Below are 25,274 nucleotides of genomic sequence, written 5' to 3' on the forward strand. Positions count from 1 at the left end.
ATTTATTTTTATTATAATTTATAGTATTTATCAAAACAGTATAATACTAAAAACTATGTAAGTTATAGTTTAATCAAAACAAAACTTTATTGGATAAATTTTATCATTTAATATTAAATATCAACTTAAAGAATTGATTTTTTGTTTAAAATTTTTATGCTATTATTTCATAACTAAAAGGAAATATATGGAAAATTTAAACACAATTATCTCATCAATCGCATCTTTTGTTTGGGGACCACCAATGTTAATACTGCTAGTTGGGACAGGTCTTTATTTAACAATAAGATTAAAAGGTATGCAGTTTTGGGCATTAGGTCATGCTTTTAAATTAATTTTTAAAAAAGAAGATGATGCAAAAGGTGATATATCTAACTTTGCAGCACTAATGACTGCTCTTGCAGCTACTGTTGGAATAGGAAATATTGTAGGTGTTGCTACTGCAATAAACATGGGAGGCCCTGGTGCTGTTTTTTGGATGTGGGTTACAGGTTTAGTTGGAATGGCAACAAAATATTCAGAAGCAATTCTAGCAGTTAAGTATAGAGAAAAAGGTTTAAATGGTTACAAAGGTGGACCTATGTACTATATTTACAAAGGTGCTAATATGCCAATGCTAGCTATGGCTTTTGCTATATTTACTGTTATTGCTTCTTTTGGAATAGGAAATATGGCACAAGCAAATGCTGTTGCTAATGCTTTAAATTCTCAATTTAATATTTCTTATGAGATGACAGGTGTTGTTTTACTTACAATTACTGCTATTGTAGTTTTAGGTGGTATTAAAACTATTGGAAAGGTAACCACTTATTTAATTCCATTTATGATTGCTATATATTTAGTTACTGCATTTATTATTATTTTTACTAATATTGATAAAGTTAGTGATGCTTTTGGAATGATTTTTTATTATGCTTTTAATCCTATGGCAGCTACAGGTGGTTTTGCAGGTGCTGCAATAGCTGCTGCAATTAGATATGGTATAGCAAGAGGAGTTTTCTCAAATGAATCAGGTTTAGGTTCTGCGCCAATTGCAGCTGCTGCTGCAAAAACAAGTGATCCTGTAAAACAAGCTTTAATTTCAATGACTCAAACATTTATAGATACTTTAATTGTTTGTACAATGACAGCATTAATTATTTTAATGGCACCTATTTGGACACAAGGTGGAAATGCAGGTGAGTTAACACTAAAAAGTTTTGAATTCTTTTTAGGTGATTGGGGAGCTTTAGTAATTGTTTTTGCAACAATTCTTTTTGGATATTCTACAATTCTTGGATGGTCATACTATGGAGAGCGAGCTTTTGAATATATCTTAGGAGATAAAAAAATATATTTTTACAGAGTATTTTTTATCTGTATAATTTATGTAGGATGTGTATCTCAACTAAAATTAGTTTGGAATTTTTCTGACTTAGCAAATGGTTTAATGGCAATACCTAACCTAATAGGTCTTTTAATTCTTTCTAAAGTTGTTACAACAGAAACAAATAGATATTTTAAAAATAAATAGTATAAAAGCTTAAGCTTTTATACTAACTTAGTACTTTTACTTAAACTATATCCTAAGCCTTTCACACTTAATATTGCATCATTAAAAAGTTTTCTTCTTAATCTTTTAATCATAGCTCTTACATTTGTTAAGTTTGTATCTTCACCTTCCCAAACATATTCATAAATTTCATCATAACTTGCTATATGATGTAAATTTTTAGAAAATAATTCTAAAAAAAGAATTTCTTTTTTTGTTAATTCTAATTCATTTTCATTTTCATACATAATTCTATTTTTAAAATCATACTTTAAACTCTCATTAAATTGTAAATATTTTTTTTCAATTTTACAAAGCTTTTTTATTTTTTCAACTAATTCAAATATGTAAAATGGTTTTTTTATATAATCATCACAACCTAAATCATAAGATTTTTGAATTCTTTCAAAATCATGATTTGAGCTAATTATAACAGCTGGACTATCTTTATGATTCATTCTTAATAGTTCTAAAAGTGATATACCATCAATATTGGGTACATTAATATCTAAAATAAAACATGAGTAACCATTTTCTAAATTATCTAAAGCTTCTTGCCCATCTGTAAAGGTATCCACTTGATAATTTTCTTTCTCTAATGATACTTTTATTAAATTTAGTAATCTTTCATTATCTTCTAAAACTAAAATTTTCACTTCTTATACTCCAAAACAATTTCAAATAAAGCACCTTCATTGGTATTTTTTACATTTAATTTACCATTCATTTTATCTTCTATAATCATTTTTGCCATATATAAACCTATACCATGTCCTTCTTTTTTTGTAGAAAAATAAGCTTTAAAAATCTTTTTTAAATTTGCTTCTTTTATTCCACCTGCATTATCTATTATTTGTATTTTTACAAAATTTTCTAAATTTAAAATATTAATATCTATCTTTCTATCATTTAAATCTTTTTTTATTAATTCATCTTTTGCATTATTTATAATATTCAATATTGATTGCATAAATTCATTTCTATATCCACATACAGTTAAATTTAGATTATTTTCACAATATAAGTTTATATCAATATAGTTGTATTTTATATTATGATTTACAATTTTTAATAATTCTTCAATTGCTTCTTTTACATTAAAGATTGTTTTTTTATTTGAAGGAATAATAAAATTTTGAAAATCATTTATAGTTTTGTTCATATATTCAACTTGTGTCATAATATCTTTTACATAAGATTCATTCTCACTTTTATTTGTTTGAGAATTATAAAAACTCTCTTGCGCTATAGTTGTGATTTCAACTAATGGAGCTTTCCACTGGTGTGCAATTGATGAAAATATTTCTCCTATTTCTGCTAATTTTGATTGTTGAATAATAAACTGTTGATTTTTTTGCCGTTCATTTTCAATTTTCTTTTCTTTTGTTATATCAGTTAAAATTGTCACAATTCCTGTCTTTTTTGTTTTACTATCACAATAAATTGCTTGTTTTATAAAATATATTTTTTCATGAATAGTTGTTGTTTTAAGTTTAAAAATAGAATTCTTCTTAGAATTTTTCTGATATCGTAATAATGCCTTTTTTAATATTTCAATATTTTTATTATCTAAAAAATCATCTAATTTTTTATTATAAATTGATTCTTTTTTTATATCTAAAATATTACAAAACATCATATTTGAATCAATTATTTTTCCCTTCTCATCTTGCCAAAAAATAGGACTTTCTATTGCATTTAATAACACTTCATCAAAAACAATTCTTTGTTTTAATTTATTTTGAGTATTTATTCTCATATAAATATTATGAATTAATCCTAAAATAAGAAAAATAAAAATAGGTGAAATTGTAAAGACAAAATTTATAAAACCTCTATGTTTATCAAAAAAAGTAATTCTTTTATTTACCAGCTCATAATCATTCGTAACTTGAGCTATAGCAATAGTAAATTCATCTAATTTTTTAGCATCAAAAACATAAGTAAAATCCCTAAATACATTTACTTTTCTTATTTCTTTTCCATTTAAAATATCTAATGCTAAAACTCCTGACTTTTCACCAAACTTTATCAAATCAATTATTTTACCACCAATTGCACCTTTACTTTTAAAAACAGAATCAGTAATAAAAATTGGCACTTTTGATTCTTCTATAAATTTTGAAATTTCATAATTTTTATTTAATTTTCCATCACTATTTTTATAAAATCTTATAAATAAAATTGCACTATTATTTTCATAAAAATTAAAACGATTTTTCAAAGCTTCGATATTATCTTCTTTAATATATATAAGATTATATCTTCCATCAAAGTTTTTAAACAAGTTTTTAATAAGTGGTTCAGTATGTTGAGCATTTAAACTTTTATCATTAATTATATAGAGATTTTTAATACCTGGAATAATTTTTTTGATTAAATCTAAATTCCCTTGTAAATCTCTTTTTTCTAATAAAACCCAAACTTTATTTAATAAATTCTTTTCAACTAACCTTTTATTTGAAAAATTTTCTATTCCAACAGTAAGTATTTTTGTATCAGAAAAAAGTTCATTATAGGAATTAATGATAAAATCATAGGCAAACCTATCAACAGTAATTACTAAGTCGTATTTTCTCTGATTTAGCTGAACTCTATAGAGATTTTTTAAATTTTCATTATACTCTTGTGATGTTATTCTTTTAGAGTCCATATATAAAATATTTAAATTTAGATTAGAATGATTATAAAAAACTTTTTCTATTCCTTTTATTACATCATCACTCCATTTATAACCTTTATGATAAGAGTTTATAATCAATATATTTTTATTTGAATCATTTGAAAAAAGAAAGCTTGAAAGAATTAATAGTAGTAATAAAGTTTTTTTCATAAACTTATTATAGTAAGATTTACAAAAATAGCACCTTTATTGGTGCTATTTTATTTAAAGTATAATGAATCCTAAAAGAACTAATGAAGCTAAGAATAATGCTCCAAAAATTGCTCCTAATTTCCACCATGTTGCTTGTGAAATATATCCAGCTCCATACCAAATAGGTGATGGTCCTGTTGCATAAGGAGTAATAATTCCCATAAGTCCTAGTGATCCAACTAACAGTATTGCTAATGATGGTACCATTTCAGCAGGAATTAAATTCATACCAATTCCTAAGAATAATGGTAAAAGTGCAACAACGTGAGCCGTAACACTAGCAAATAAATAGTGGAATAAGAAGAATAACACTACAAGTATTATTACAATATTTACAGGATCAACACCAGCTAACCAACTTGAGATTAAACCTGCTGCCCATTTTAAATATCCAACTTTTTTAAGACCACTTGCCATTGCAACTAGTGTTGCGAACCAAATAAATACATTGATAGCTGCTTTATTTGTGATTACATCTTCCCAATCAATAACTTTTGTTAAAACAAGTAAACATAAAACAACTAGTGCAGCTACTGTACCGTTTATACCAATTGTTTTTCCAAAAATCCACATAACTAAAGCTAATAAACCAAGTCCTAACATAATTAACTCTTTTTTAGTTACAGGTCCCATTTTTTCAAGTTCACTAGCTGCCCATGCAGGAGCTTCTGGTGAAGTTTTTTGCTCAGGTGGATATACTAAATAAGTAATATAAGGAACAAGTAAAAATAGTGGTATCATAATTAAAGCTAATGTACTAAACCACTCTCCCCAAGAGATTAAAATACCTGCATTTTTTTCAACTAATGATACAGCTAATAAATTTGGTGCTAAAGCTGTTAAAAACATTGAACTTGTAACACAAGTTGCTGCAATTGCTACCCATGAAATATATGCACCTAATTTTCTTGGTTCATTTTCAGGAGTTGAATTAAACATCTGAGGAATATTAATAGCAATTGGGAAAATTGTTCCTGCACTTCTTGCTGTGTTTGATGGCATAAATGGTGATAAAATACCATCAGCAAAAGCAACTGCATATCCTAAACCTAGTGATGTTTTACCTAAAGCTTTTACTAAAAGTAAAGCGATTCTTTTACCAAGTCCTGATTTTTTATAACCTAATGCAAACATAAATGCTGCAAAAATTAACCAAATCACTCCATTTGAAAAACCACTTAAAGCCCAATCTCTATTGGCTTTTGCTGTTTCACCTACTAAACCAAATGCTGCACTAAATGCAACTCCTGTTAAACCTATAAGTGCTGCTGGGATTGGCTCTAAAATTAAAGCTACAATTACCCCTAAAAATACTGCAAAAAAGTATTGCGCATTTACACTTAAACCTTCTGGCGTTGGCATTATTGCAATAAGTATTGCAACAAGTAACGGTAATGCTATTTTAAAAGTTTGACTTTGAAGCATGTCATCTCCTTTTTATTTCTTATACTGAAATTTTAAAAAAGTAAAATGACCTTAGTATGACATTTACTAAGTAATAAAAAAGAAAGTAACTAAGGAGAAAATCCTTAGTTTTAATAATTGTTAGTATTTATAAGTTTTTTTTGTTAATTAAATTAATGAGTTAAGTTTATCAGCGAAAGCTTGTTTTGAAGAAGCCCCAATCATTGTATCTACAACTTCACCATCTTTCATGAAGATAATTGTAGGAATAGATCTAACTCCAAATTTAACTGCTAAATCTTGTTCTTCATCAGAATTTACTTTACAAACTTTTGCTTTACCTTCAAACTCTGCTGCTAATTCATCAATAACAGGACTTAACATTCTACAAGGTCCACACCATGGAGCCCAAAAGTCAACTAAAGCTACACCTTCTTTTGTTGTTTCTTCAAAATTACTATTATTTAATTCTATATATTTACTCATTTTTTATCCTTTTTGTTTTATAGGAAAAATTTTATCATTTAATAAATAATATTTAGCTTAAATTGGGCATAAAAAAAGGTAAGACCATTTTGTCTTACCTTTCTTAATAATTGTTTGTATTTTTATTATTTATTATAATAATGAGTTAATTTTATCAGCAAATGCTTGCTTAGAAGAAGCTCCAACCATTTGATCAACAACTTCACCATCTTTCATAAAGATAATTGTAGGAATAGATCTAATTCCATATTTTACAGCTAGATCTTGCTCTTCATCTGTATTTACTTTACAAATATTTGCTTTTCCTTCAAACTCTTCAGCTAACTCTTCAATAACTGGAGCAATCATTCTACAAGGTCCACACCATGGAGCCCAAAAATCAACTAATGAAACACCACTTTTTGTAACTTCTTCAAAATTTGCAGGAGTTAATTCAATATATTTACCCATTTTTATTTCCTTATTATTAATATTTTAGTTCTCTTTATCAAAATAATTTATAAATTAAACTCTTATATTCTAGCCTAGCTAAACTTAAATTATCTTTTATGTATAAATTGAATTCATTAATTACACTAATCTAGCTTAAATCTGTTTTTGGATAAAATAACTCTATTTTAATTAAAATGGATAGTTTTATGGATATAAGAAAAGAGTATTTAGAATTTTTTAAAAATAAAGGGCATGAAGTTGTTTCATCAATGCCTTTAGTACCAGATGATCCAACATTAATGTTTACAAATGCTGGAATGGTACAATTTAAAGATATTTTCACAGGTGCAGTTCCAAAACCAAGTAATCCTACTGCTACATCATGTCAGTTATGTGTAAGAGCTGGTGGAAAGCACAATGACTTAGAAAATGTTGGTTATACTGCAAGACACCACACTTTATTTGAGATGCTAGGTAATTTCTCATTTGGTGACTATTTCAAAAAAGATGCAATAGCTTATGCATGGGAATTTATTACAGTTAATCTTGAACTACCTATAGATAAATTATGGGTAACTATTCATAATGATGATGATGAAGCTTATGAATTATGGCAAAAACATATTGATGCTTCAAGAATCAAAAGATTTGGAGATAAAGACAACTTTTGGTCTATGGGTGACACAGGACCATGTGGACCATGTTCAGAAATTTTTTATGATCAAGGGGAAGAACACTTCTCATCTGATGAAGATTATTTAGGTGGAGAAGGTGATAGATTCTTAGAGATCTGGAACTTAGTATTTATGCAATATGAGCAAACTAAAGATGAAAATGGAAAAATCACAAGAACATCTTTACCAAAGCCATCAATTGATACAGGAATGGGACTAGAAAGAGTTATTGCTATTAAAGAAGGTGTTTTAAATAACTTTGATTCATCAAACTTCCAACCTATCATCAAAAAACTTGAAGAATTATCAGCTAAGAAAGCTACTTCTGAAACGATTGGTTCATATAGAGTAATTGCAGATCATTTAAGAGCTAACTCATTTATGTTATCTCAGGGTATTTTATTTGGAAATGAGGGAAGACCTTATGTAAATAGAAGAATTATGAGAAGAGCTGTAAGACATGGTTATTTACTTGGATTTAGAAAACCATTTTTAGCTGAACTTTATGATACTTTATGTGAAATTATGGGTAATCACTATACTGCCTTAATTGAACAAAAAGATTATATAAAAGAGCAATTAACACTAGAAGAAGAGAGATTTATCAAAACTATTGATACAGGAATGAACATCTTTAATGAAGAACTAGCTAATACAAAAGAAGTATTTTCAGGAGATGTAGCATTTAAACTTTATGACACTTATGGATTCCCATTAGATTTAACAGAAGATATGTTAAGAGATAAAAATCTTAAAGTAGATATTGAGAAGTTTAATGAATTAATGTCTGAACAAAAAGCTAAAGCTAAAGCTGCTTGGAAAGGTAGTGGAGATGCTGCAACTAGTGGTGATTTTAAAGCTTTACTTGAAAAATATGGTGAAAATGAATTTGTAGGGTATGAAAATACAAATTACAAAAGTACAATTGTAGCATTATTAGATGAAAACTTTAAAGAAGTTACTTCATTAAAAAAAGGTGAGAATGGTTGGGTTATGTTAGATAAAACTCCATTTTATGCAACTTCTGGTGGACAAAGTGGAGATATTGGCGCATTAGAAGATAATGAACATATTGCGATTATTGAAGATACTCAAAAATTCCATGGATTAAACCTTTCAAAAGTAAAAGTAGAGAATAGTGATATTAGCCAAAATGAGCAAGTAGAAGCTGTTGTAGTAAATAGATATGAAGTTGCGAAACATCATAGTGCAACACACCTTTTACAAAGTGCTTTAAAAATGGTTTTAGGAGATACTGTATCTCAGGCTGGTTCATTAAATGATTCTTCAAGATTAAGATTTGATTTTACATATCCAAAAGCTATGACTCAAAGCCAAATTGAAGAGGTTGAAGATTTAGTAAACTCTATGATTTCAAGAGGAATTGCAGGAAGTGTAGAAGAATTAGCTATTGAAGATGCAAAGAAAAAAGGTGCTATTGCTATGTTTGGTGAAAAATATGGTGATGTTGTAAGAGTAGTAGAATTTGGAGATGTATCCGTTGAATTTTGTGGGGGAACTCATGTAAGAAATACTCATGATATTGGTTCTTTCTATATTACTAAAGAAGCAGGTGTAAGTGCAGGTGTTAGAAGAATTGAAGCAGTATGTGGAATGTCAGCAATTTCTTATGCAAAATCATTTATGAAAAAATATCAAGAAGTTCAAGCAGAAGTTAAAAATCAAGATGTACTTATTGGTATCAAAAAACTAAAAGACCAAATTAAAGAACTTAAGAAAGAAGTTGAAGAAGCTCAAAGCCAAAGCTCAGCTCCTATTAGTGAAGAAACAATAGCTGATACAAAAGTTGTTGTTGATGTTGTTAAAAATGGTGATATTAAAAAAATTGTTGATGATTTAAAAAATGCTAATGAAAAACTTGCAGTATTATTGTTACAAGCAAAAGGTGATAAAGTAATGATAGTTGCAGGAAGTAAAAATACAAATATAAAAGCTGGTGACTGGATTAAGAATATTGCTCCAATCGTTGGTGGTGGAGGTGGTGGAAGACCTGACTTCGCCCAAGCTGGTGGTAAAGATGTATCAAAAATTGAAGATGCAAAAAAAGCTGCTTTAGAGTATGCAAAAGAAAATTTATAGGATTAAAAAGTGACTGAACTATTTGATAATTATTCATCAATTATAGTTTTTCTACATGTGATTTCTGCTGTATTATGGGTAGGTGGAATGTTAGCAATTAGATTTGCCGTTCACTACTCAATGCAAGATATTACAGACCCAAAAATAAAACTAGGAAGAACTTTAGAGTCTTTAAGAAGATTTTTTAATATGGTTATTCCTGCTATTATTTTAATTTTAATAACAGCAACAATAATGATAATAGCTTTAAATTTAAAAGAATCAACACTTTATAACTTAGTGATGGTAAAAGAAATTGTTTTAACAATAATGACAATAATCTTCATAACTATTTATATAAAAAGAAACAAAGCTTCAAAGGCTTTTGAAAGTGGGAATTTACCTGCTGCTAAAAAACAATTAGAACCTATAGCTAAATACTTTATTCCATTAAATATTATTCTAGGAATTATTGCTATATTCTTAGGAGTTACATTAAGAGGATTTTAATCCTCTTAATCGTCTAAATAATACTCAACTGTTGATACAACTCTAACTCTTTTTATATGTTGTGTATTTTGATCTCTACTTGAAATAGAGAATTGTCCTTGTCTTGCTTTTTTAATTTTTCCTAATTTACTATTTGAATCTTTAGCGAACTTCAAAGCAACTTCTCTAGCTTTTCTTGTAGCCTCTTCTATCATAATAGGTTTTACTTCATTTAGTTTTGTAAAAAAGTACTGAGCTTTTGAATCATAATCATTCATTCTAAATAAAATACCTTTTTTATTTAAAGATGAAATATTTAAAATTGCACTTCTAACTAAATCGACATTTTTAGAGTACACATTGATTGTTTGATTTGCACTATACCTAAATCTTACATTTTCATTTGAGTAACTGTTTGCTAACTTATCATTTATTGAAGGTGCTGGTATTGTCCATTCATCTTCCATAATTTCATTATCTTTTAAAAAATCTATTATAGTTTTTGTATTTATTTCAATCTGTTTATTTAAGTCATTTAGATCATTGCTAGCAACTGTGAATTTTATTGGCCATAAAACAATATTTGCATTAAACTCTTTTTGAGATAAGCCCTTTACCGTTACACTTCTATCAAACTGCTTATAGGTTTTAACACCTTTTACTAAAAAATATCCTAAAGAACTTAGCCCTAAAATAAGACATATTCCTAAAACATAAATTGATTTACTACTAAAAGTTGACATAAAATTTCCTTTTATTTAAATAATAATCTATTTTTATAAACTAATAGAATCATACATAAAAGAATAAATATAAAAGAATAAATCATTATATTCCATCCAAAATGTTCATATATTATAGAAGGTAAAAATGAACCCATAGCTCCACCAAGATAATAAAAAGTAAGGTACATTCCTGAAGTTAATGACTTTTGTTCACTTTTCATAGAATTTGCTAAACCTGTACTCATTGTATGTACTGTAAACATACCAATACAAAAAACAAATAACATTACAAATAAAAATAAAACATCATCACTTACTAAAAAAAAGTTAACTACTGTAAAAATTAATAGACCTACTAAAATAGTATTTAGTTCTGTTTTAAAAAATCTTACTATTTTTTTAGATAATAACGAAACTAAAATTCCCATTCCATAACCTAAATATAAAAGACTTATTTGAAACTCATTTATAGAACTACTTATATCTTTTAATCTAAATGGAAGTACATTTAATACTCCTGCAAATACGAAAAATACACAGAACATTAATAAATATACTAAAACAAATCTTCTATCTTTTAAAATATTTGTAATATCACTAAAACTTGGTTTAGATAGTGTTGCATCACCTTCATATTTTAATTTTTTAACAAAAAATAGTGAAATAAAAATTGCTAAAGATAAAGAGTAAAAAACATATTCATAAGAAAAACTTGTAGCAATAGCACCTGAAAAAATCCGACCTATCATTCCACCTAAAACTGTTGCAGCTACATAAATTGCCATATTGTATTTGATATTTTCTTTATCTATATTTGCTAATATACTCATAAGTGCTGTTAAAATAGCAGGAATAACTAAAGCTTCACAAAATCTAAAAAATAAAAATGTTTCATAACTATTACTTAAACCTAAAAAGATATTTGTAATAAGTAAAATAGAAGATGAATACATAAGCATTTTTTTAGCACATACTTTTTCTAAAATATATCCATATACAATAGGAGAAATAGCTAAAAAAAGCATTATAATTGCTGTAAATTGAGAAGCTTTTATAACTGAAATATTAAACTCTTTTGCTAAAAGTGGTTGTAAGGGTTGAGTTGCATACATCACAGATAAAACAATCACAATACAATAAACCACAATAAATAAATCTATTTTCTTCATCTATCTTTCATCTCTTATATAAACCTTTTCGAAATAATTTTCAACTATATTCATTCTTACTAGACTTTTAAAATACTCTTTTGTCAATCTTTTTTTTCCTAAAGATTTACTTTTAAAATCTTTTTTAAACTTTTGTATTTGTTCTTGAAAATACAATCCCTTATAATCCAAGATAAACAAATCTTCATTGTTTGAGTATTTATAAATTAAGTCTACATAATATTTATTATCAATTAAATAACTAGTAAACTCATAGTTAGAATACTCTAATCTTTCAACTATTTTCATAGATGAAACTTTTAAATCTTTTTTCAATTGATACTCAAAAAAACCTCTTGATAAGCCATTCCAAGTACATGAGTTATCTAGCCATATATACTCAACAAATAACTTTCCATATTTTTCATCATTTATAGATTTAATATACGCATTGTTTGTACAGTAATTTATAGTTAAAAGTCTTTTTTCAGTATTTAATTTTTCTATATTATTCAAATTATTTGTATATTTAGTAGAAGTACAAGCATTAAAAATAAATGCACTTATTACTATTAGTAATACCATTTTCATTTAAAATCCTTTCTTTAAAGGCGAATTATACCATCTTTTGGGCAATTAATTGACATCCTATTATTTTTTTATTAATATAAACAAATATAACATAAAGGGAAACAATTTAAAAATGATTAAGACAATACTGCTAGTTTTTACAGTTTTAATATTTACAACAGCTTGCTCAAATAAAACTAAATCATTAAATTTTGTAAATAGTTATAAAGAACTTGATAACTTACCATTTCCTAGTGCTTCACTTGAAAAGACTCTCATAAATACCAACTCACAACTAAGACACTTCTACAAAGATTGGAAAGCAGTTAGATATAAGTGGGGAGGAAATTCAAAAAGAGGTATTGATTGTTCTGCATTCGTTCAAAAAGCATATAAAAAAAGTTTTAATTTAAAACTTCCTAGAACAACAAAAAAACAACATAACATAGGAAAGTATATTAAAAAAGATGCTTTAAGATTAGGAGACTTAGTCTTCTTTAAAACAGGTTGGAATACAAGACACGTAGGAATATATTTAGATAATGCTAGATTTATGCACGCTTCTACTAAAAAAGGTGTAATTATCTCTTCTTTAAACAATCCATATTATAAAAAACACTATTGGAAAGCAAAAAGAATTCTCTTTTAACACTAAGAAAAAAAAGGGTATAATATTCACTTAAAAATCATATTTTAGGAATAATTCGTGATTAAAAAAATAATATTTTTTACTTTTATTATACTCTTTTTAAATGCCTGTAATAGCACAAAAACACTAATATATAAAGAAACACCCAAGAAAAATATAATATCCCAAATTGAGGTTCCAGTAAAGCCAAATACAATAAATAAAAATATTGTAAAAAACCAAATACCGAATAAAAAAACTGAAATAGAAAAAAAAGTTTTATCAAATGATGAGATCATAAAAAAAGCACTTATGCAATTTTATAATGAATGGAAAGGTGTAAGATATAAATTTGGTGGTAATTCAAAAAAAGGAATCGACTGCTCTGCTTTCACTCAAAGAATATTTAAAGAGAAATTTAATATTAAAATTCCAAGAAGTACTAGAACACAAGTTAAAGTAGGAGAAAAAATCAAAAAGTCTCAATTAAAACTAGGAGATTTAGTATTTTTTAAAACAGGTAGAATTGATAGACACGTTGGGGTTTATATGGGTAATGGAAAATTTATGCACGCTTCAATAAAAGGCGTTAAATTTACAAAACTAAATAAGAATTTCTACAAAAAAGCATATTGGACATCAAGAAGAATAATCAAAGATTTATAATACAAAAGCCCTAAAGTTTTAATTGTATTTAGGAGAAATGAGTTTATTTTTACTTACTACTCTTGCTATAAAATTTGAAATATGATTAAAAGAGTAATATAAATAGGGCTTTTAGTAATTAGTATAGGTTAATGAGGTAAATGCACTTAAATTTATAATTTAGGAAGCAGAAAGGATACAAATGAGAATGCATCTACCTCTTTAATACTGTAATTATAATAAGAGTATATGATAATTGTATGATTTTATTACAATTTTAAGTAATTTGATAAAAAATACAGACAAATAACACATACTATGTACATTTTTAGTGCATATAAGATATTTAACTTAAATATTTGTTTACCTTCAAAACCATATCTTGCGACAATAGTTAGATTTAAACCACTAAAAGGTGAAGTTGAAACTGTAGTTGACCAAGCCATTAAAAATGTTACTGCTAATAAAGTATGATTTACTGAACTTAAAAAATCCCCAATTATCGCTATAGTAATTATGGGATGTATTCCTACAAATGCTAATATAATAAAAATAGCTAAAAGAATAGAGGCAATAAACCAATCAAATTTTTCAAAAGGTAAGGATAAATCTAAGCCTATTAAAATAGAACTAATTGAAATACCAAACATACCAGCAATTAAAAAAAGAGACATTTCAACTTTCATCTTTGGAAGTTCATGAAAAATATGCTCTTTTAATTTATTTATAGCTTTAATAAAACCTTTTTTTATTGGTAAAACAAATAAAGATAATAAAAAAGAAAAAACAGAGATAAGAACAATTACTTTTATTGTTGGGAAAAAATGATTAGTAATTAAAACTAAAACAGCTAAAACAAAAGGAAGTATCAAAGTATCAAAAGCTACAGGATACCCTCTAAACTCATCTATATTAAAACTTTTATCTTTTAAAACTTCATAATAAGTAAATAAAAAAGCGATAAAGGCTAAAACAAGACCATTTGAAAGAATAATAACCGTATTTAAATTAGGTGCATAAGTCACAGCAGCAGCAAAGGCTACAAAAAAAGGAGACCAGTAAGCATCACTAGCAAATGCTCTTGTTAGAACTATCACTTGAGTATTTGTAAGCTTAGCTTTTTTATACATTTTATCTGCTACTAAAATTAATGATGAAAGATTTATTACTGAACCAAAAAGATGTACTCCTAAATAAGTTTTTAAAAAAGATTTTTTCCCTTTAGGAAGATTTGAACTTTTATCTTTTTTAGGAGTTGCTATTAATCTTAAAAAACCTACTCCTATTAGAAGAGTTAATAGATATTGATTTACTGTAAAGACTTTTACAAAATCTATTTTAAAATTCATATAAAAAGAGAGACTAAAAGCAAATAAACTTAAAACAATAAGTATATTTAAAATCTTCTTACTATTTAAACTTATATACAAAAGAATAAGTGCAAACCAAGCTAATAAGCCTGAAATTATCAATACTTTATTATTAAAAAAATAAGCAATAAAAGTACTTATAAAAGATAAAAATATTAATACCCCTGAAAAAGGAATTATTTTATTCACTTTTTTTGTCCTTTTTTAAATAAAATATGGATAAATAAATTCCTAAAGCTATAAATACAACTCCAACTAAATGATATAGTTCTAACTTCTCACCTAAAAAGAAATAAGCTAAAACTGCTCCAAAAATTGGCATTAAATGAGTAAATTGCCCTGCCTTATTTGCACCCACTTCAACTGTAGCTATATTCCAAAAGTAAAAAGATAAAATTGAAGGAAATATTATCATATACATCAAAGAGTAAAAAAGCTGTTTATTCTCTATAAAACTTACACTAAAACTATATCCTTGATAGTAAAAAGCAACACTTAACATTACTACACCTATAAAAGAAGTAATTGTTAAAAAATCAAAAGCTTTTAAATCTTTAGGTTTAAACTTTAAAAGTATCGAATATAAAGACCAAACTAATCCAGCTAATAATATCCATAAATCGCCCTTTGAAAACTCTAAAGTATTTAAAGATTCAAACTCACCTTTTAAGATAAGATATATAACCCCTAAAGTTGATAAAAAAATACCAAAAACCTGAATAGCTTTAATTTTTACTTTTAATATAATAGTTGATAAAACAACTATCATTATAGGAATAGCTGAGTTAATTAATAAGGCATTTATAGCTGTTGTTGTTTGTAAACCATAATATAAAAAGGTATTAAACCCAGCAACACCAAAACCACCCAATAAAAATAAAAGTAAAAAATCTTTTTTTAATGCCTTTGTTAATCTTTTAATATTTATTAAAATATATGGTAAAAATAAAACTAAAACAAAAAACCATCTATAAAAAGATAACTCTGTTGGTTCAATACTTGTTGATACTAATCTCCCAAAAACAAAATTACCAGACCAAAAAAGTACTGCTAAAACTAATAATATATAATATTGCATCTTCCACTTCTTTTGAAAAAATTTTTAAATTAAAAAAGGGTTCAAGTATATACTTGAACCCTTAAAAAAAGCTTTTATAATAAAATATTTTACTAGAATTTATATGAAGTGTAAACTCTAAAGATATTATCATCATTTGAAGCTGTGTCAAAATCAGCACTTTCATACATAACTTTTGCAGAAAGATTTTTATTAAATGCATATTGTAAGAATCCACCAACTGCATCAATTTTTTCATAGTTTAAAGGTGAAGTAGGTTCATCTGTATTTACTTGACCATAATAAGCAACAGCCGTTACACCTGCAATATTTGTAGCAATAACACCAACTAAAGTATCAGTATTTTTAGTATAAGTTACACTTCCACCATGTAAAGGTAAAGCAGTAAAGGCATTATCAGCACCTGAACCAACACCAGGATAAACTGTACCATCACTTCCTGTTGTTGTATATAATGCTGTTAAATTAAACACCCCAACATTTCCACTAGCTTTTAAACCAAACATTGTTCCATCTTCTGAACCATTTGTTGTATCAAAATACTGTGCATGAATATTTGCTACACCAAAATCATAACCTGCTTCTAAATATGTAGCATCCTTATCATTTGCAGAAACTTTACCTTTTACATCTAAATATTGTGCTTGTAAAGTTAAATTTTCTATAGAATTATTCTTTATATATAAAGTCATAGCACCATCTTCAAACTGATCAAATTCACCTGGATCTCCAGCTTGATTTGTTCTATCTTGATATTTATCAACATAAGCAGCACTTACAATAGTATTTGGTAAATCTTTATTAACTACAGTAATTCCTTCAAATGATTGTTTAATCATTCTAGTACCAGAACCAGCAACTAATGGAGTTTTAATATACTGTCTACCAACTTTTAAAGATGTATTACTAATTGTATATTGTAAATAAGCCTCAGACATAACAGAACCTGATGCATCCATAGTCTTATTAAAATCATTAGTACCCTCTGTAGATATATCTAAAACATGAGAAGTTTGAAAAGTAACTCCTGCATTAAATCCATAAAAAGAACCTGTAATAACATTTATATTACCACCAATAACTGAGATATCATCACTTTTCCCATCTGATACAGGCTCTACACTAAAATATTGAGCTTTTATTTCACCTTTCATTTTTGAATTAGAAAAAGCCTCTTCTAAAGTGTCAGCAAATGTCGTACCTGAAAATAGTAAACATGCAGCCATACTTAATTTTGTAATTTTTTTCATTTTATCTCCCCAAGATTTCGAAATTTTCTAGACTACCATACACGCGCAATAATAGTTGGTACTCTACAAAAAATATTTTAATTAAATAAAATCGCAAAACTATCGCACTAATAAAATATAGGGGCATACGGCATAGAAATGCCGTATTTTATGTCTAAATCATTTTAAGAAAAGAATGTTGAGTATTGAAGTTGCTAGTGATAAAAAGAAAGCACAATAAGTTTAAAAGCAAAAAACACAGGTACCACAACTTCAAATTTTAAATGTATCACTTGTACCTTCAGTTAAAATAATAACAAAAAAATTTCGCAATTTAATCGCAAAAATACTACTCAGTAAAAAAATCTAATAACAGTTTATTAAATCTATCTTTATGTTCTATTTGACTCCAGTGTCCACACTTAGCAAAACTATGAAGTTGAGAATTATCAATTAACTTATGAAGTCTTATAGAATTTTCAAAAGGTATAACCTTATCATCTCTTCCATGAATTATTAAAACTTCATTTTCAATAGCTTCAATATCTTTTTCATCACTTGCCATAGCACTTACACTACTTTGTCTTGGATATGGGAACATTGAACCAAAAGACTCTTGAAAACCAGCTCTAATACTAGCTTCATATCTCATCTTTGCTAAATCATCAGTTACTAATTCTCTACTATAAGCAAAAGTATCAAGTAAAGCTTTCATATTTTCTATACTTGGTATATAACCCCATGCTTGGTCAAGTCCTGCTGTTAATTCAAACTCAACACCCATAGCTCCCATTAAAACTATTTTATCAAATCTTTGAGGATATTTTATACTTAAAGCTAAAGCTAAAGCTCCACCAAAAGAGTTACCAACTAAATTTGTTTTTTCAATATTTAAAGCATCCATTAAATCAATAATTTGCTTTACCCACACATCCATATTATAAACCATGCCATTAACTCTTTGCGTATATCCAAAACCTGCCATATCAGGAGCTATCACTCTAAAATTATGTGCAAGTTCAGGCATTGCTAATCGCCAATTTGCATAAGCTGAAACCCCTGGGCCTGAACCATGAATAAATATTATAGGTTCACCCTCTCCTAAATCATGATAATTTGTATCAAATTCACCTGTTTTTATACTATTTGCTATTTCTGGGTTTGACATTTTTACTCCTTATTTAAATTAAATTCTCTTGCTAAAAGTTCATAAGATCTTTTTCTATGTTCAAAAGAATAAGTCACATTCACAACAATTACCTCATCAACTTCATACTCTAAAGCTAACTGTTCTATTTGTTGTTTACACTCTTTTGCATTTCCAAGTATCATAGTATTCATTGTTTCTTCATAATATTTTCTATCCTCAAAGCTTAAACTTTTTATTAGTTCTTGAACTATTTGTGGATTTTGAAGTTCATCCCTTGATGGATGTCTAAAAGCTTGTAATTTCCAGTAAGTATGAGTACTTGCTATATATTCTGCTTCTTCTTTATTTTCTGCTACTATACAAGCAACAGCAATACTTGCTTTTGGTTCCTTAAAATTTTGACTTTTATTAAAGCTATTTTTATACTCTTCTAAAATAGAAGGGTTTCTATCATGAGTACCTATAAATAAAGCAAGAATAAAACCAGCACCTAAAACCCCTGCTAAAGAGGAACTAGAATTACTAGAACCAAGTAAATACACAGGTGTACTGTGTACTCCTTGGGGTGAAAGTTTTAAATCATAAAATACTGATTGTTTTGAAGTAGTATTATCTAAATAGTTTATAAGTTCATAAGCTTTTTGAGAATAATCACTTTTTGAAGTATGCAAAGCTCGTGTAGCTAAGAAACTTCCTCCACTAGCTCGTCCTATTCCTAAGTCAATTCTATTATTATATAAAGCACTAAGTGTATTAAATGTTTCAGCTACCTTAAAAGAACTATAATGATTTAGCATAACTCCACCACTACCAACTCTAATCTTTGAAGTATTAGAAGCAACTGCTCCAATCATAATTTCAGGAGCACAAGAAGCATACCCAGGAGTATCATGATGTTCTGCTAATAAATATCTATGATAACCTAAGCTTTCACAAAACTTAGCTAATTCTATAGTATCAAATAAACCTTCTTTTGCTTCTTTTCCATCATGAATAGGTGATTGGTCTAATACACTTAATTTTAACACTTTATCGCCCCATCTTTTTTACACTCTCTCCACCTATTCCAAAGTGTTGTTTTGGCATTTCATTTAAAATTACCCTAACATTTTGTTTTGGTGCATCTATAGCTTCATGAATTGCTTGAGTTACTTTTTCTATAAGTTTCTCTTTTTGCTCATCACTTCTACCTTCAATAATATTAATTTGTGCAATAGGCATAAAAGCTCCTTTTTTAATGTCCCATCAAAAAAGGGACCATTTCATTTTTAATTTCTTTCATCGGTAAAAGTAAATTTTACCTAAAGAAACAAACCCTAAAGAGAGCAACGAGTTGCTCTTGTTTTCTATATGAATTTCATAGTTAAAGTTCCTAAGTCTTGGAATTTAACAGTTACATTATCACCTTTATTAACAGTAGTAGCAGCCGTAATTGCTCCACTTAAAATATAAGAACCAGCCTTTAAAACCTCACCTCTTTCACTCATCATATTAGCAAGCATAGCAATAGCAGTAGCAGGGTGTCCAAGAACAGCAGCACCAGCTCCTAGTTGAACAACTTCACCATTTATTTCCATAACTACACCAAGTGTTTTTAGGTCAATTTCATCAACTTTTTTAGCCATACCACCACTTACATATCTTGAAGATGAAGAGTTATCGGCAATTACAGATTTTAAATCAAATTTAAAATCCTTATATCTTGAATCAATAATCTCAACAGCTGGCATTACAAAATCAGTAGCAGCTAAAACATCACCTATATGACATCCAGGTCCACTTAAATCATCTTTTAATACAAAAGCAATCTCAGCTTCTACTTTTGGATGAATTAATTCATCAAAAGGAATTTGTGCCCCATCACCATAAGCAAAGTAATCGCATAAGTATCCATAACAAGGATTAGGAACACCCATTTGTTTCATTTTAGCTTGAGATGTTAATCCCATTTTCATACCTACAATTTTATGACCTCTTTTCTCTTTTGCAGCTCTTGCAGTCCATTGAATATCATAAGCATCTTCATAAGTCATATCTGGATAATCATCTGTAATTTTAGTAATCTCATAAGCTTGTAATTCAGCATCTTCACAATGCTTTGCTAATTTTTCTATTGTAGCTTTATCTAATGCCATTATAGTAATCCTTTTTGTTTAGCTAATTCCATAGCACAATCATCAATCATATCTTCTTGACCACCAATCATTCCTCTTCTACCTAATTCAACTAGTAAAGTTCTAGCATCTATTCCATATTTTTCTTCTGCACGTCTAGCAAATAGTAAAAATGATGAATAAACCCCTGCATATCCTAAAGTAATAGAATCTCTTGAAATTCTTGTAGGTTTACCCATAATAGGAAGTGCAATATCCTCAGCAGCATCTTCAATAGCTTCAAGGTTAACACCAGTTTCAACACCCATTCTATTACAAACAGCAACTAATACTTCTGTTGCAGTATTACCAGAACCAGCACCAAAACCTGCAAGTGATGCATCAATTCTAGTTGCTCCTGCTTCAATAGCTGCTAAAGAATTAGCCACACCCATTGATAAGTTATTATGACCATGGAAACCAAGTTCAATTTCATCTCCAAACTCAGCTTTAAGTGCAGATATTCTAGCACTTACCATATCAGGTAATAAATATCCAGCTGAATCAGTTGCATAAATAGTAGTAGCACCATAAGAAACCATTTTTCTAGCCTCTTCAACTAATCTTTTTTCATCTACCATGTGTGCCATCATTAAGAAACCAACTGTATCAATTCCCATAGATTTAGCAGCTTTTATATGTTGAGCAGAACAATCAGCTTCCGTACAGTGAGTAGCTACTCTAACCATAGAAATTCCATGTTCTACAGCTCTCTCAAGGTCTTTTACAATTCCAATACCAGGAAGTAAAAGAGCTGATATTTTAGCTTGTGTCATATTTGGTACTACTGCATCTAACCACTCTTCATCTGTGTGTCTTCCCCATCCATAGTTAAGTGATGAACCACCAAGACCATCTCCATGTGTAACTTCAATAAAAGGAACACCTGCTTTATCCATTGCTGTTGACATATTTGTCATCTCTTCAAGTGAAAATTGATGTCTAATTGAGTGCATTCCATCTCTTAAAGACATATCATGAATTTTTATTTTTTTACCTTGTAAATCCATCTTATGCTCCTTTAATTTTTTTAGCCATTTGTTCAGCTATATTAGTTGCAGCTGCTGTAATAATGTCTAAATTACCTGCATATTTAGGAAGATAATCCCCTAATCCCTCAATCTCTAACCAAATAGAAATTTTATTACCATCAAAAACTGGTCCATTTTTTAATACATATCCAGGAATAAACTCTTGCATTTTTTCAACCATTTCATGGATTGATTTTGTAATAGCTTCTTCATCAGGTTTTTCAGCTGTTAAACAATGAATTGTATCTCTCATCATAAGTGGTGGTTCTGCTGGATTTAAAATAATAATAGCTTTACCTTTTCTAGCTTTACCAACTTGCTCAATACCAAGTTTTGTAGTTTCTGTAAACTCATCAATATTTGCACGAGTTCCAGGCCCTGCTGATTTAGATGCTGCTGTTGCTACAATTTCTGCATATTCAACTTCTTGAACTTTTGATACAGCTGCTATCATAGGAATAGTAGCTTGTCCACCACAAGTAACCATATTTACATTTTGAGTATCTTGAGATAAAAGCTCTTCCATATTAACAGATGGTACACAAAAAGGACCAATAGCAGCAGGAGTTAAATCAATAACTTGAACTCCAAGTTCAGCTAATTTTCTATTATTTTCACCATGAACATAAGCTGATGTTGCATCAAATGCAATTTTTACCCCATCTTCTTTTATAAAAGGTAATAATCCATCAACACCTTGAGCTGTTGTTTTCATTCCATCTTCTTTAGCTCTTAATAAACCATCAGACTCTGGATCAATACCAACCATCCATAAAGGATTTAATATTTCACTTCTTTTTAGTTTATACATTAGGTCTGTTCCAATATTTCCAGACCCAATTAATGCACAATTTATTTTTGACATGATATTTCCTTAAAAATTGTCTATTCAAATCTAATTGAGGCAGAACCAACTCCACCAATACTTGCAGTCATATTATCACCTGGTTTAATATCAACCATCGCACATAGAGCACCTGATAAGATAACCTCACCTGCTTTAAGTGATACTCCAAACTCTCCAAGTTTATTAGCAAGCCAAACTACTGCATTTACAGGACTTCCAAGTGCTGCTGCACCTGCTCCAGTGTGTAATAGCTCGCCATTTCTCTCTAAAGTAATACCACAAGTTGTTAAATCTACATCTAAAGGACTTACACTTTGACCTCCAAATACCATATATCCACAAGAGGCATTATCAGCTACTGTATCTTGAATTTTGATTTTCCAATCTTTAATCCTTGAATCAACGATTTCAAAACAAGGCATTACAAACTTAGTAGCTTTTATAACATCAGCAACTGTAACACCAGGACCTTGTAAATCCTCTTTTAAAACAAAGGCTATTTCTCCCTCTGCTTTTGGTTGAATCATTCCAGCTGACACATCAATTACATCACCATCTGAATAAATCATATCTGATAAAAGGTAACCAAAATCAGGTTGATGAACACCTAACATATCCATTACAACTTTTGAAGTAACTCCAATTTTTTTACCAATGATTTTAGATCCATCATTTTGCATTCTTAACTTTAAAAAATGATGTTGAATAGCATAAGCATCTTCAATTGTAGAATCAGGCTCTCTATTTGAAATTGGCTCAATAGTATGATTTCCCTTTAAAGCTTCATATAATTCATTTCCATATTTTTCTATTTTTTCTTGTGTCATTGCCATTTTACACCCTTACATTTTTATACATACATTTTTAAGTTCAGTATAGAACTCTAAAGAGTGATGACCACCCTCTCTACCAATACCTGAACCTTTCATACCACCAAATGGTGTTCTTAAATCCCTTAAGAACCAAGAGTTAATCCATACAATTCCTGAATCAATTTGAGAAGCTACTCTATGTGCTTTATCTAAATTCTCTGTAAAAATTGTAGAAGCAAGTCCATAGTCTGTATCATTTGCCATTTTAATTACCTCTTCTTCACTATCAAAAGGTGCAATATGACAACAAGGTCCAAATACCTCTTCTTTTACTACAGTTGCATCTTCTGGAAGTCCTGTCCAAATAGTAGGTTCAACAAAGAATCCATTTGCTAATTCACCTTCCATTTTTGGAACTCCACCACCAAGAACAATATTTGCTCCTTCTTTTTTAGCAATATCATAATATTTAAGAACTGTGTCTTGATGAGTTTTACTTACAACAGGCCCCATATCAACTGAATCATCATTGTGAATACCAAGCTTTAACTTAAGTGCTGATTCTTTTAATCTTGATACAAACTCATCAAATATTGGTCTTTGCACATAAACTCTCTCTGTTCCTAAACAAACCTGACCAGAGTTAGCAAAACAAGATCTAGTTGTTTCATGAACTGCTTTATCCATATCACAATCAGCAAAAACAATTGCAGGGTTTTTCCCACCAAGCTCTAAGGATACATCCCTAACACCTTTTGAGCAAGCATTCATAATCATCTCACCAGTTTTTGTTTCACCTGTAAAAGTAATAGCATCAACATCTTTGTGAGCAGTAAGTAAATTACCAGTGATTGAACCTTTTCCTTGAACTACATTATATGCACCAGCAGGAACTCCTACTTTTGACATTACTTCACCAAGTAAAGATGTAGTTGAGGGAGTTACTTGTGATGGTTTTACAACAACTGTATTTCCACAAGCCATAGCAGGACCAACCTTCCAAGTCATAAGTAAAAGAGGTAAATTCCAAGGAGAAATTACAGCAATAACACCTTTTGGTTTTCTCATTGAATAATTCATTGCTATCTTACCATCAGGAGTATCCATTCTATAAGCTTCATCTGCAACAGCTTTCATAGTATCAGCAAATACTTTGAAGTTTGCAGCACCTCTTGGAATATCAATATGTCTAGCAATTGAGTAAGGTTTACCTGTATCTAAACACTCAGCTTCTAAAAAATCATCAAATCTTCTATCAATTTCTTCTGCAATTTCATACATCATGGCAATTCTGTCATTTAACTTCATTTGCCCCCATTCCCCTGTAAGTGCTGCTTTTGCTGCTGCAACTGCTGCATTTACTTCATCTTCACGTCCTAAGGCAACTTTATTTAAAAGTTGTCCATTCATTGGGTTAATATTGTCAAAAAACTCTCCACAAGATGAGTCTAAAAATTGTCCGTTAATATAGTGTTGTACTTTATTCATTATTTAATCCTAACCTTTTTATTGCATATTTTGCACAAATAATATCTTCTTGTTCAGTTCCACCTGAAACTCCAATAGCTCCAACTTTTTCTTTATTTTCAAAGATAGTAATTCCTCCACCAAAAGGAATTAATCTATCTCGATTTGAAAAACCCTGTTCTAAATGAGATTCATTTTTGAAAATCTGTGTCCAAGTATCTGTATCAAAACCAAAACTTGCACTTGTATAAGCCTTATCTTTTGCTATTTGAATTGAATGGATAAAAGAATCATCCATTCTTATAAATGCAAGTTCAACTCCTTTTGAATCAGTTACACTTACATTTATTTTTATATTTAATTCTTCTGCTTTTTGTACTGAATACTCACAAAGTTTTAAAGCTGTTTGGCTTCTTAAATCTTTTGATATTTTTGTTAACATTTTATTTCC

General features: G+C 28.6%; 25 protein-coding genes. 5 read left to right on the forward strand and 20 right to left on the reverse strand.

The features are described from left to right. Nucleotides 1–187: 187 nt before the first annotated feature. Nucleotides 188–1,513 (forward strand): alanine/glycine:cation symporter family protein, encoded by a 1,326-nt coding sequence (locus ACH5BK_RS07750; RefSeq protein ID WP_404306112.1) that lies wholly within the window; start codon nt 188–190, stop codon nt 1,511–1,513. 17 nt (nt 1,514–1,530) lie between these two features. Here ACH5BK_RS07750 and ACH5BK_RS07755 read toward each other — a convergent pair whose 3' ends face one another. From ACH5BK_RS07755 to trxA (ACH5BK_RS07775), 5 genes are all read right to left on the reverse strand, one after another. Further along, the gene (locus ACH5BK_RS07755; protein ID WP_404306113.1) at nt 1,531–2,187 is read right to left on the reverse strand and encodes a response regulator transcription factor; all 657 of its coding nucleotides are present in this window, start codon (nt 2,185–2,187) and stop codon (nt 1,531–1,533) included. Continuing rightward, nucleotides 2,184–4,364 (reverse strand): ABC transporter substrate binding protein, encoded by a 2,181-nt coding sequence (locus tag ACH5BK_RS07760; protein WP_404306115.1) that lies wholly within the window; start codon nt 4,362–4,364, stop codon nt 2,184–2,186. Before ACH5BK_RS07760 ends, ACH5BK_RS07755 begins: the two co-directional genes overlap by 4 nt. A 54-nt stretch (nt 4,365–4,418) precedes the next feature. Beyond that, on the reverse strand, nt 4,419–5,831 hold the full coding sequence (locus ACH5BK_RS07765; RefSeq protein ID WP_404306117.1) for a DASS family sodium-coupled anion symporter: 1,413 nt from the start codon (nt 5,829–5,831) through the stop codon (nt 4,419–4,421). A 147-nt stretch (nt 5,832–5,978) separates the two neighbouring features. Beyond that, the gene (gene trxA, locus ACH5BK_RS07770; RefSeq protein WP_404306119.1) at nt 5,979–6,296 is read right to left on the reverse strand and encodes a thioredoxin; all 318 of its coding nucleotides are present in this window, start codon (nt 6,294–6,296) and stop codon (nt 5,979–5,981) included. 132 nt (nt 6,297–6,428) lie between these two features. Further along, on the reverse strand, nt 6,429–6,746 hold the full coding sequence (gene trxA / locus ACH5BK_RS07775; protein ID WP_254577012.1) for a thioredoxin: 318 nt from the start codon (nt 6,744–6,746) through the stop codon (nt 6,429–6,431). 188 nt (nt 6,747–6,934) lie between these two features. Between trxA (ACH5BK_RS07775) and alaS the strand changes: the two genes are divergently transcribed. Next, a complete protein-coding gene (gene alaS, locus ACH5BK_RS07780) occupies nt 6,935–9,502 on the forward strand; it encodes an alanine--tRNA ligase (RefSeq protein ID WP_404306122.1) in 2,568 nt (855 codons plus the stop codon). A 9-nt stretch (nt 9,503–9,511) separates the two neighbouring features. Beyond that, nucleotides 9,512–9,991, forward strand: coding sequence for a hypothetical protein (locus ACH5BK_RS07785; protein ID WP_404306124.1), 480 nt, complete (start codon nt 9,512–9,514; stop codon nt 9,989–9,991). Between the two features lie 5 nt (nt 9,992–9,996). Here ACH5BK_RS07785 and ACH5BK_RS07790 read toward each other — a convergent pair whose 3' ends face one another. From ACH5BK_RS07790 to ACH5BK_RS07800, 3 genes are read right to left on the reverse strand one after another with little or no spacing between them, the layout of a single operon-like run. Then, nucleotides 9,997–10,713: an SIMPL domain-containing protein gene (locus tag ACH5BK_RS07790; RefSeq protein ID WP_404306126.1), complete on the reverse strand. Its 717-nt coding sequence runs from the start codon at nt 10,711–10,713 to the stop codon at nt 9,997–9,999. An 11-nt stretch (nt 10,714–10,724) separates the two neighbouring features. Next, nucleotides 10,725–11,864 carry an MFS transporter gene (locus ACH5BK_RS07795; RefSeq protein ID WP_404306128.1) on the reverse strand — a complete coding sequence of 380 codons (1,140 nt, stop codon included), beginning with the start codon at nt 11,862–11,864 and terminating at the stop codon, nt 10,725–10,727. After that, nucleotides 11,865–12,434, reverse strand: coding sequence for a hypothetical protein (locus tag ACH5BK_RS07800; protein ID WP_404306130.1), 570 nt, complete (start codon nt 12,432–12,434; stop codon nt 11,865–11,867). A gap of 112 nt (nt 12,435–12,546) precedes the next feature. Between ACH5BK_RS07800 and ACH5BK_RS07805 the strand changes: the two genes are divergently transcribed. Next, a complete protein-coding gene (locus ACH5BK_RS07805; RefSeq protein ID WP_404306132.1) occupies nt 12,547–13,062 on the forward strand; it encodes an NlpC/P60 family protein in 516 nt (171 codons plus the stop codon). A 57-nt stretch (nt 13,063–13,119) separates the two neighbouring features. Further along, the gene (locus tag ACH5BK_RS07810; RefSeq protein ID WP_404306134.1) at nt 13,120–13,707 is read left to right on the forward strand and encodes an NlpC/P60 family protein; all 588 of its coding nucleotides are present in this window, start codon (nt 13,120–13,122) and stop codon (nt 13,705–13,707) included. Between the two features lie 248 nt (nt 13,708–13,955). Here ACH5BK_RS07810 and ACH5BK_RS07815 read toward each other — a convergent pair whose 3' ends face one another. The 12 genes from ACH5BK_RS07815 to ACH5BK_RS07870 all read right to left on the reverse strand — a co-directional run bounded on the left by ACH5BK_RS07815 (nt 13,956) and on the right by ACH5BK_RS07870 (nt 25,265). Further along, nucleotides 13,956–15,245 carry a tellurium resistance protein TerC gene (locus ACH5BK_RS07815; RefSeq protein ID WP_404306136.1) on the reverse strand — a complete coding sequence of 430 codons (1,290 nt, stop codon included), beginning with the start codon at nt 15,243–15,245 and terminating at the stop codon, nt 13,956–13,958. Next, nucleotides 15,238–16,134 (reverse strand): DMT family transporter, encoded by an 897-nt coding sequence (locus tag ACH5BK_RS07820; protein WP_404306138.1) that lies wholly within the window; start codon nt 16,132–16,134, stop codon nt 15,238–15,240. The genes ACH5BK_RS07815 and ACH5BK_RS07820 overlap by 8 nt, the downstream gene beginning before the upstream one ends. Nucleotides 16,135–16,226: 92 nt before the next feature. Then, nucleotides 16,227–17,384 (reverse strand): OprD family outer membrane porin, encoded by a 1,158-nt coding sequence (locus ACH5BK_RS07825; protein WP_404306140.1) that lies wholly within the window; start codon nt 17,382–17,384, stop codon nt 16,227–16,229. 328 nt (nt 17,385–17,712) lie between these two features. Next, nucleotides 17,713–18,531, reverse strand: a complete 819-nt coding sequence (locus tag ACH5BK_RS07830) for an alpha/beta fold hydrolase (RefSeq protein WP_404306142.1) — start codon at nt 18,529–18,531, stop codon at nt 17,713–17,715. A 2-nt stretch (nt 18,532–18,533) separates the two neighbouring features. Beyond that, entirely contained in the window at nt 18,534–19,541 is a 1,008-nt protein-coding gene (locus ACH5BK_RS07835; RefSeq protein WP_404306144.1) for an MsnO8 family LLM class oxidoreductase, read from the reverse strand. Nucleotide 19,542: 1 nt separating this feature from the next. Beyond that, entirely contained in the window at nt 19,543–19,752 is a 210-nt protein-coding gene (locus ACH5BK_RS07840) for a 2-hydroxymuconate tautomerase (protein WP_404306250.1), read from the reverse strand. Between the two features lie 107 nt (nt 19,753–19,859). Continuing rightward, a complete protein-coding gene (gene dmpH / locus ACH5BK_RS07845; RefSeq protein ID WP_404306146.1) occupies nt 19,860–20,648 on the reverse strand; it encodes a 2-oxo-3-hexenedioate decarboxylase in 789 nt (262 codons plus the stop codon). Further along, nucleotides 20,648–21,676 carry a 4-hydroxy-2-oxovalerate aldolase gene (gene dmpG / locus ACH5BK_RS07850; protein WP_404306148.1) on the reverse strand — a complete coding sequence of 343 codons (1,029 nt, stop codon included), beginning with the start codon at nt 21,674–21,676 and terminating at the stop codon, nt 20,648–20,650. Before dmpG ends, dmpH begins: the two co-directional genes overlap by 1 nt. 1 nt (nt 21,677) lies before the next feature. Further along, complete coding sequence (locus ACH5BK_RS07855; RefSeq protein ID WP_404306252.1) at nt 21,678–22,565, reverse strand: acetaldehyde dehydrogenase (acetylating); 888 nt, start codon at nt 22,563–22,565, stop codon at nt 21,678–21,680. 17 nt (nt 22,566–22,582) lie between these two features. Next, complete coding sequence (locus tag ACH5BK_RS07860) at nt 22,583–23,377, reverse strand: fumarylacetoacetate hydrolase family protein (protein WP_404306150.1); 795 nt, start codon at nt 23,375–23,377, stop codon at nt 22,583–22,585. Between the two features lie 9 nt (nt 23,378–23,386). After that, the gene (locus ACH5BK_RS07865) at nt 23,387–24,844 is read right to left on the reverse strand and encodes a 2-hydroxymuconic semialdehyde dehydrogenase (protein WP_404306152.1); all 1,458 of its coding nucleotides are present in this window, start codon (nt 24,842–24,844) and stop codon (nt 23,387–23,389) included. Beyond that, the gene (locus ACH5BK_RS07870) at nt 24,837–25,265 is read right to left on the reverse strand and encodes a heme-binding protein (RefSeq protein ID WP_404306154.1); all 429 of its coding nucleotides are present in this window, start codon (nt 25,263–25,265) and stop codon (nt 24,837–24,839) included. The genes ACH5BK_RS07865 and ACH5BK_RS07870 overlap by 8 nt, the downstream gene beginning before the upstream one ends. Nucleotides 25,266–25,274 lie beyond the last annotated feature (9 nt).

The sequence above is a fragment of the Arcobacter sp. YIC-80 genome, from assembly GCF_044841725.1.
Taxonomy (GTDB): domain Bacteria; phylum Campylobacterota; class Campylobacteria; order Campylobacterales; family Arcobacteraceae; genus Arcobacter_B.

Coding starts and splice junctions, on each gene's coding strand:
- ACH5BK_RS07750 (WP_404306112.1), top strand. CDS start 188: ATGGAAAATTTAAACACAATTATCTCATCAATCGCATCTTTTGTTTGG.
- ACH5BK_RS07760 (WP_404306115.1), bottom strand. CDS start 4,364: ATGAAAAAAACTTTATTACTACTATTAATTCTTTCAAGCTTTCTTTTT.
- ACH5BK_RS07765 (WP_404306117.1), bottom strand. CDS start 5,831: ATGCTTCAAAGTCAAACTTTTAAAATAGCATTACCGTTACTTGTTGCA.
- trxA (WP_404306119.1), bottom strand. CDS start 6,296: ATGAGTAAATATATAGAATTAAATAATAGTAATTTTGAAGAAACAACA.
- trxA (WP_254577012.1), bottom strand. CDS start 6,746: ATGGGTAAATATATTGAATTAACTCCTGCAAATTTTGAAGAAGTTACA.
- alaS (WP_404306122.1), top strand. CDS start 6,935: ATGGATATAAGAAAAGAGTATTTAGAATTTTTTAAAAATAAAGGGCAT.
- ACH5BK_RS07790 (WP_404306126.1), bottom strand. CDS start 10,713: ATGTCAACTTTTAGTAGTAAATCAATTTATGTTTTAGGAATATGTCTT.
- ACH5BK_RS07795 (WP_404306128.1), bottom strand. CDS start 11,864: ATGAAGAAAATAGATTTATTTATTGTGGTTTATTGTATTGTGATTGTT.
- ACH5BK_RS07800 (WP_404306130.1), bottom strand. CDS start 12,434: ATGAAAATGGTATTACTAATAGTAATAAGTGCATTTATTTTTAATGCT.
- ACH5BK_RS07805 (WP_404306132.1), top strand. CDS start 12,547: ATGATTAAGACAATACTGCTAGTTTTTACAGTTTTAATATTTACAACA.
- ACH5BK_RS07820 (WP_404306138.1), bottom strand. CDS start 16,134: ATGCAATATTATATATTATTAGTTTTAGCAGTACTTTTTTGGTCTGGT.
- ACH5BK_RS07825 (WP_404306140.1), bottom strand. CDS start 17,384: ATGAAAAAAATTACAAAATTAAGTATGGCTGCATGTTTACTATTTTCA.
- ACH5BK_RS07830 (WP_404306142.1), bottom strand. CDS start 18,531: ATGTCAAACCCAGAAATAGCAAATAGTATAAAAACAGGTGAATTTGAT.
- dmpH (WP_404306146.1), bottom strand. CDS start 20,648: ATGGCATTAGATAAAGCTACAATAGAAAAATTAGCAAAGCATTGTGAA.
- dmpG (WP_404306148.1), bottom strand. CDS start 21,676: ATGGATTTACAAGGTAAAAAAATAAAAATTCATGATATGTCTTTAAGA.
- ACH5BK_RS07860 (WP_404306150.1), bottom strand. CDS start 23,377: ATGGCAATGACACAAGAAAAAATAGAAAAATATGGAAATGAATTATAT.
- ACH5BK_RS07865 (WP_404306152.1), bottom strand. CDS start 24,844: ATGAATAAAGTACAACACTATATTAACGGACAATTTTTAGACTCATCT.
- ACH5BK_RS07870 (WP_404306154.1), bottom strand. CDS start 25,265: ATGTTAACAAAAATATCAAAAGATTTAAGAAGCCAAACAGCTTTAAAA.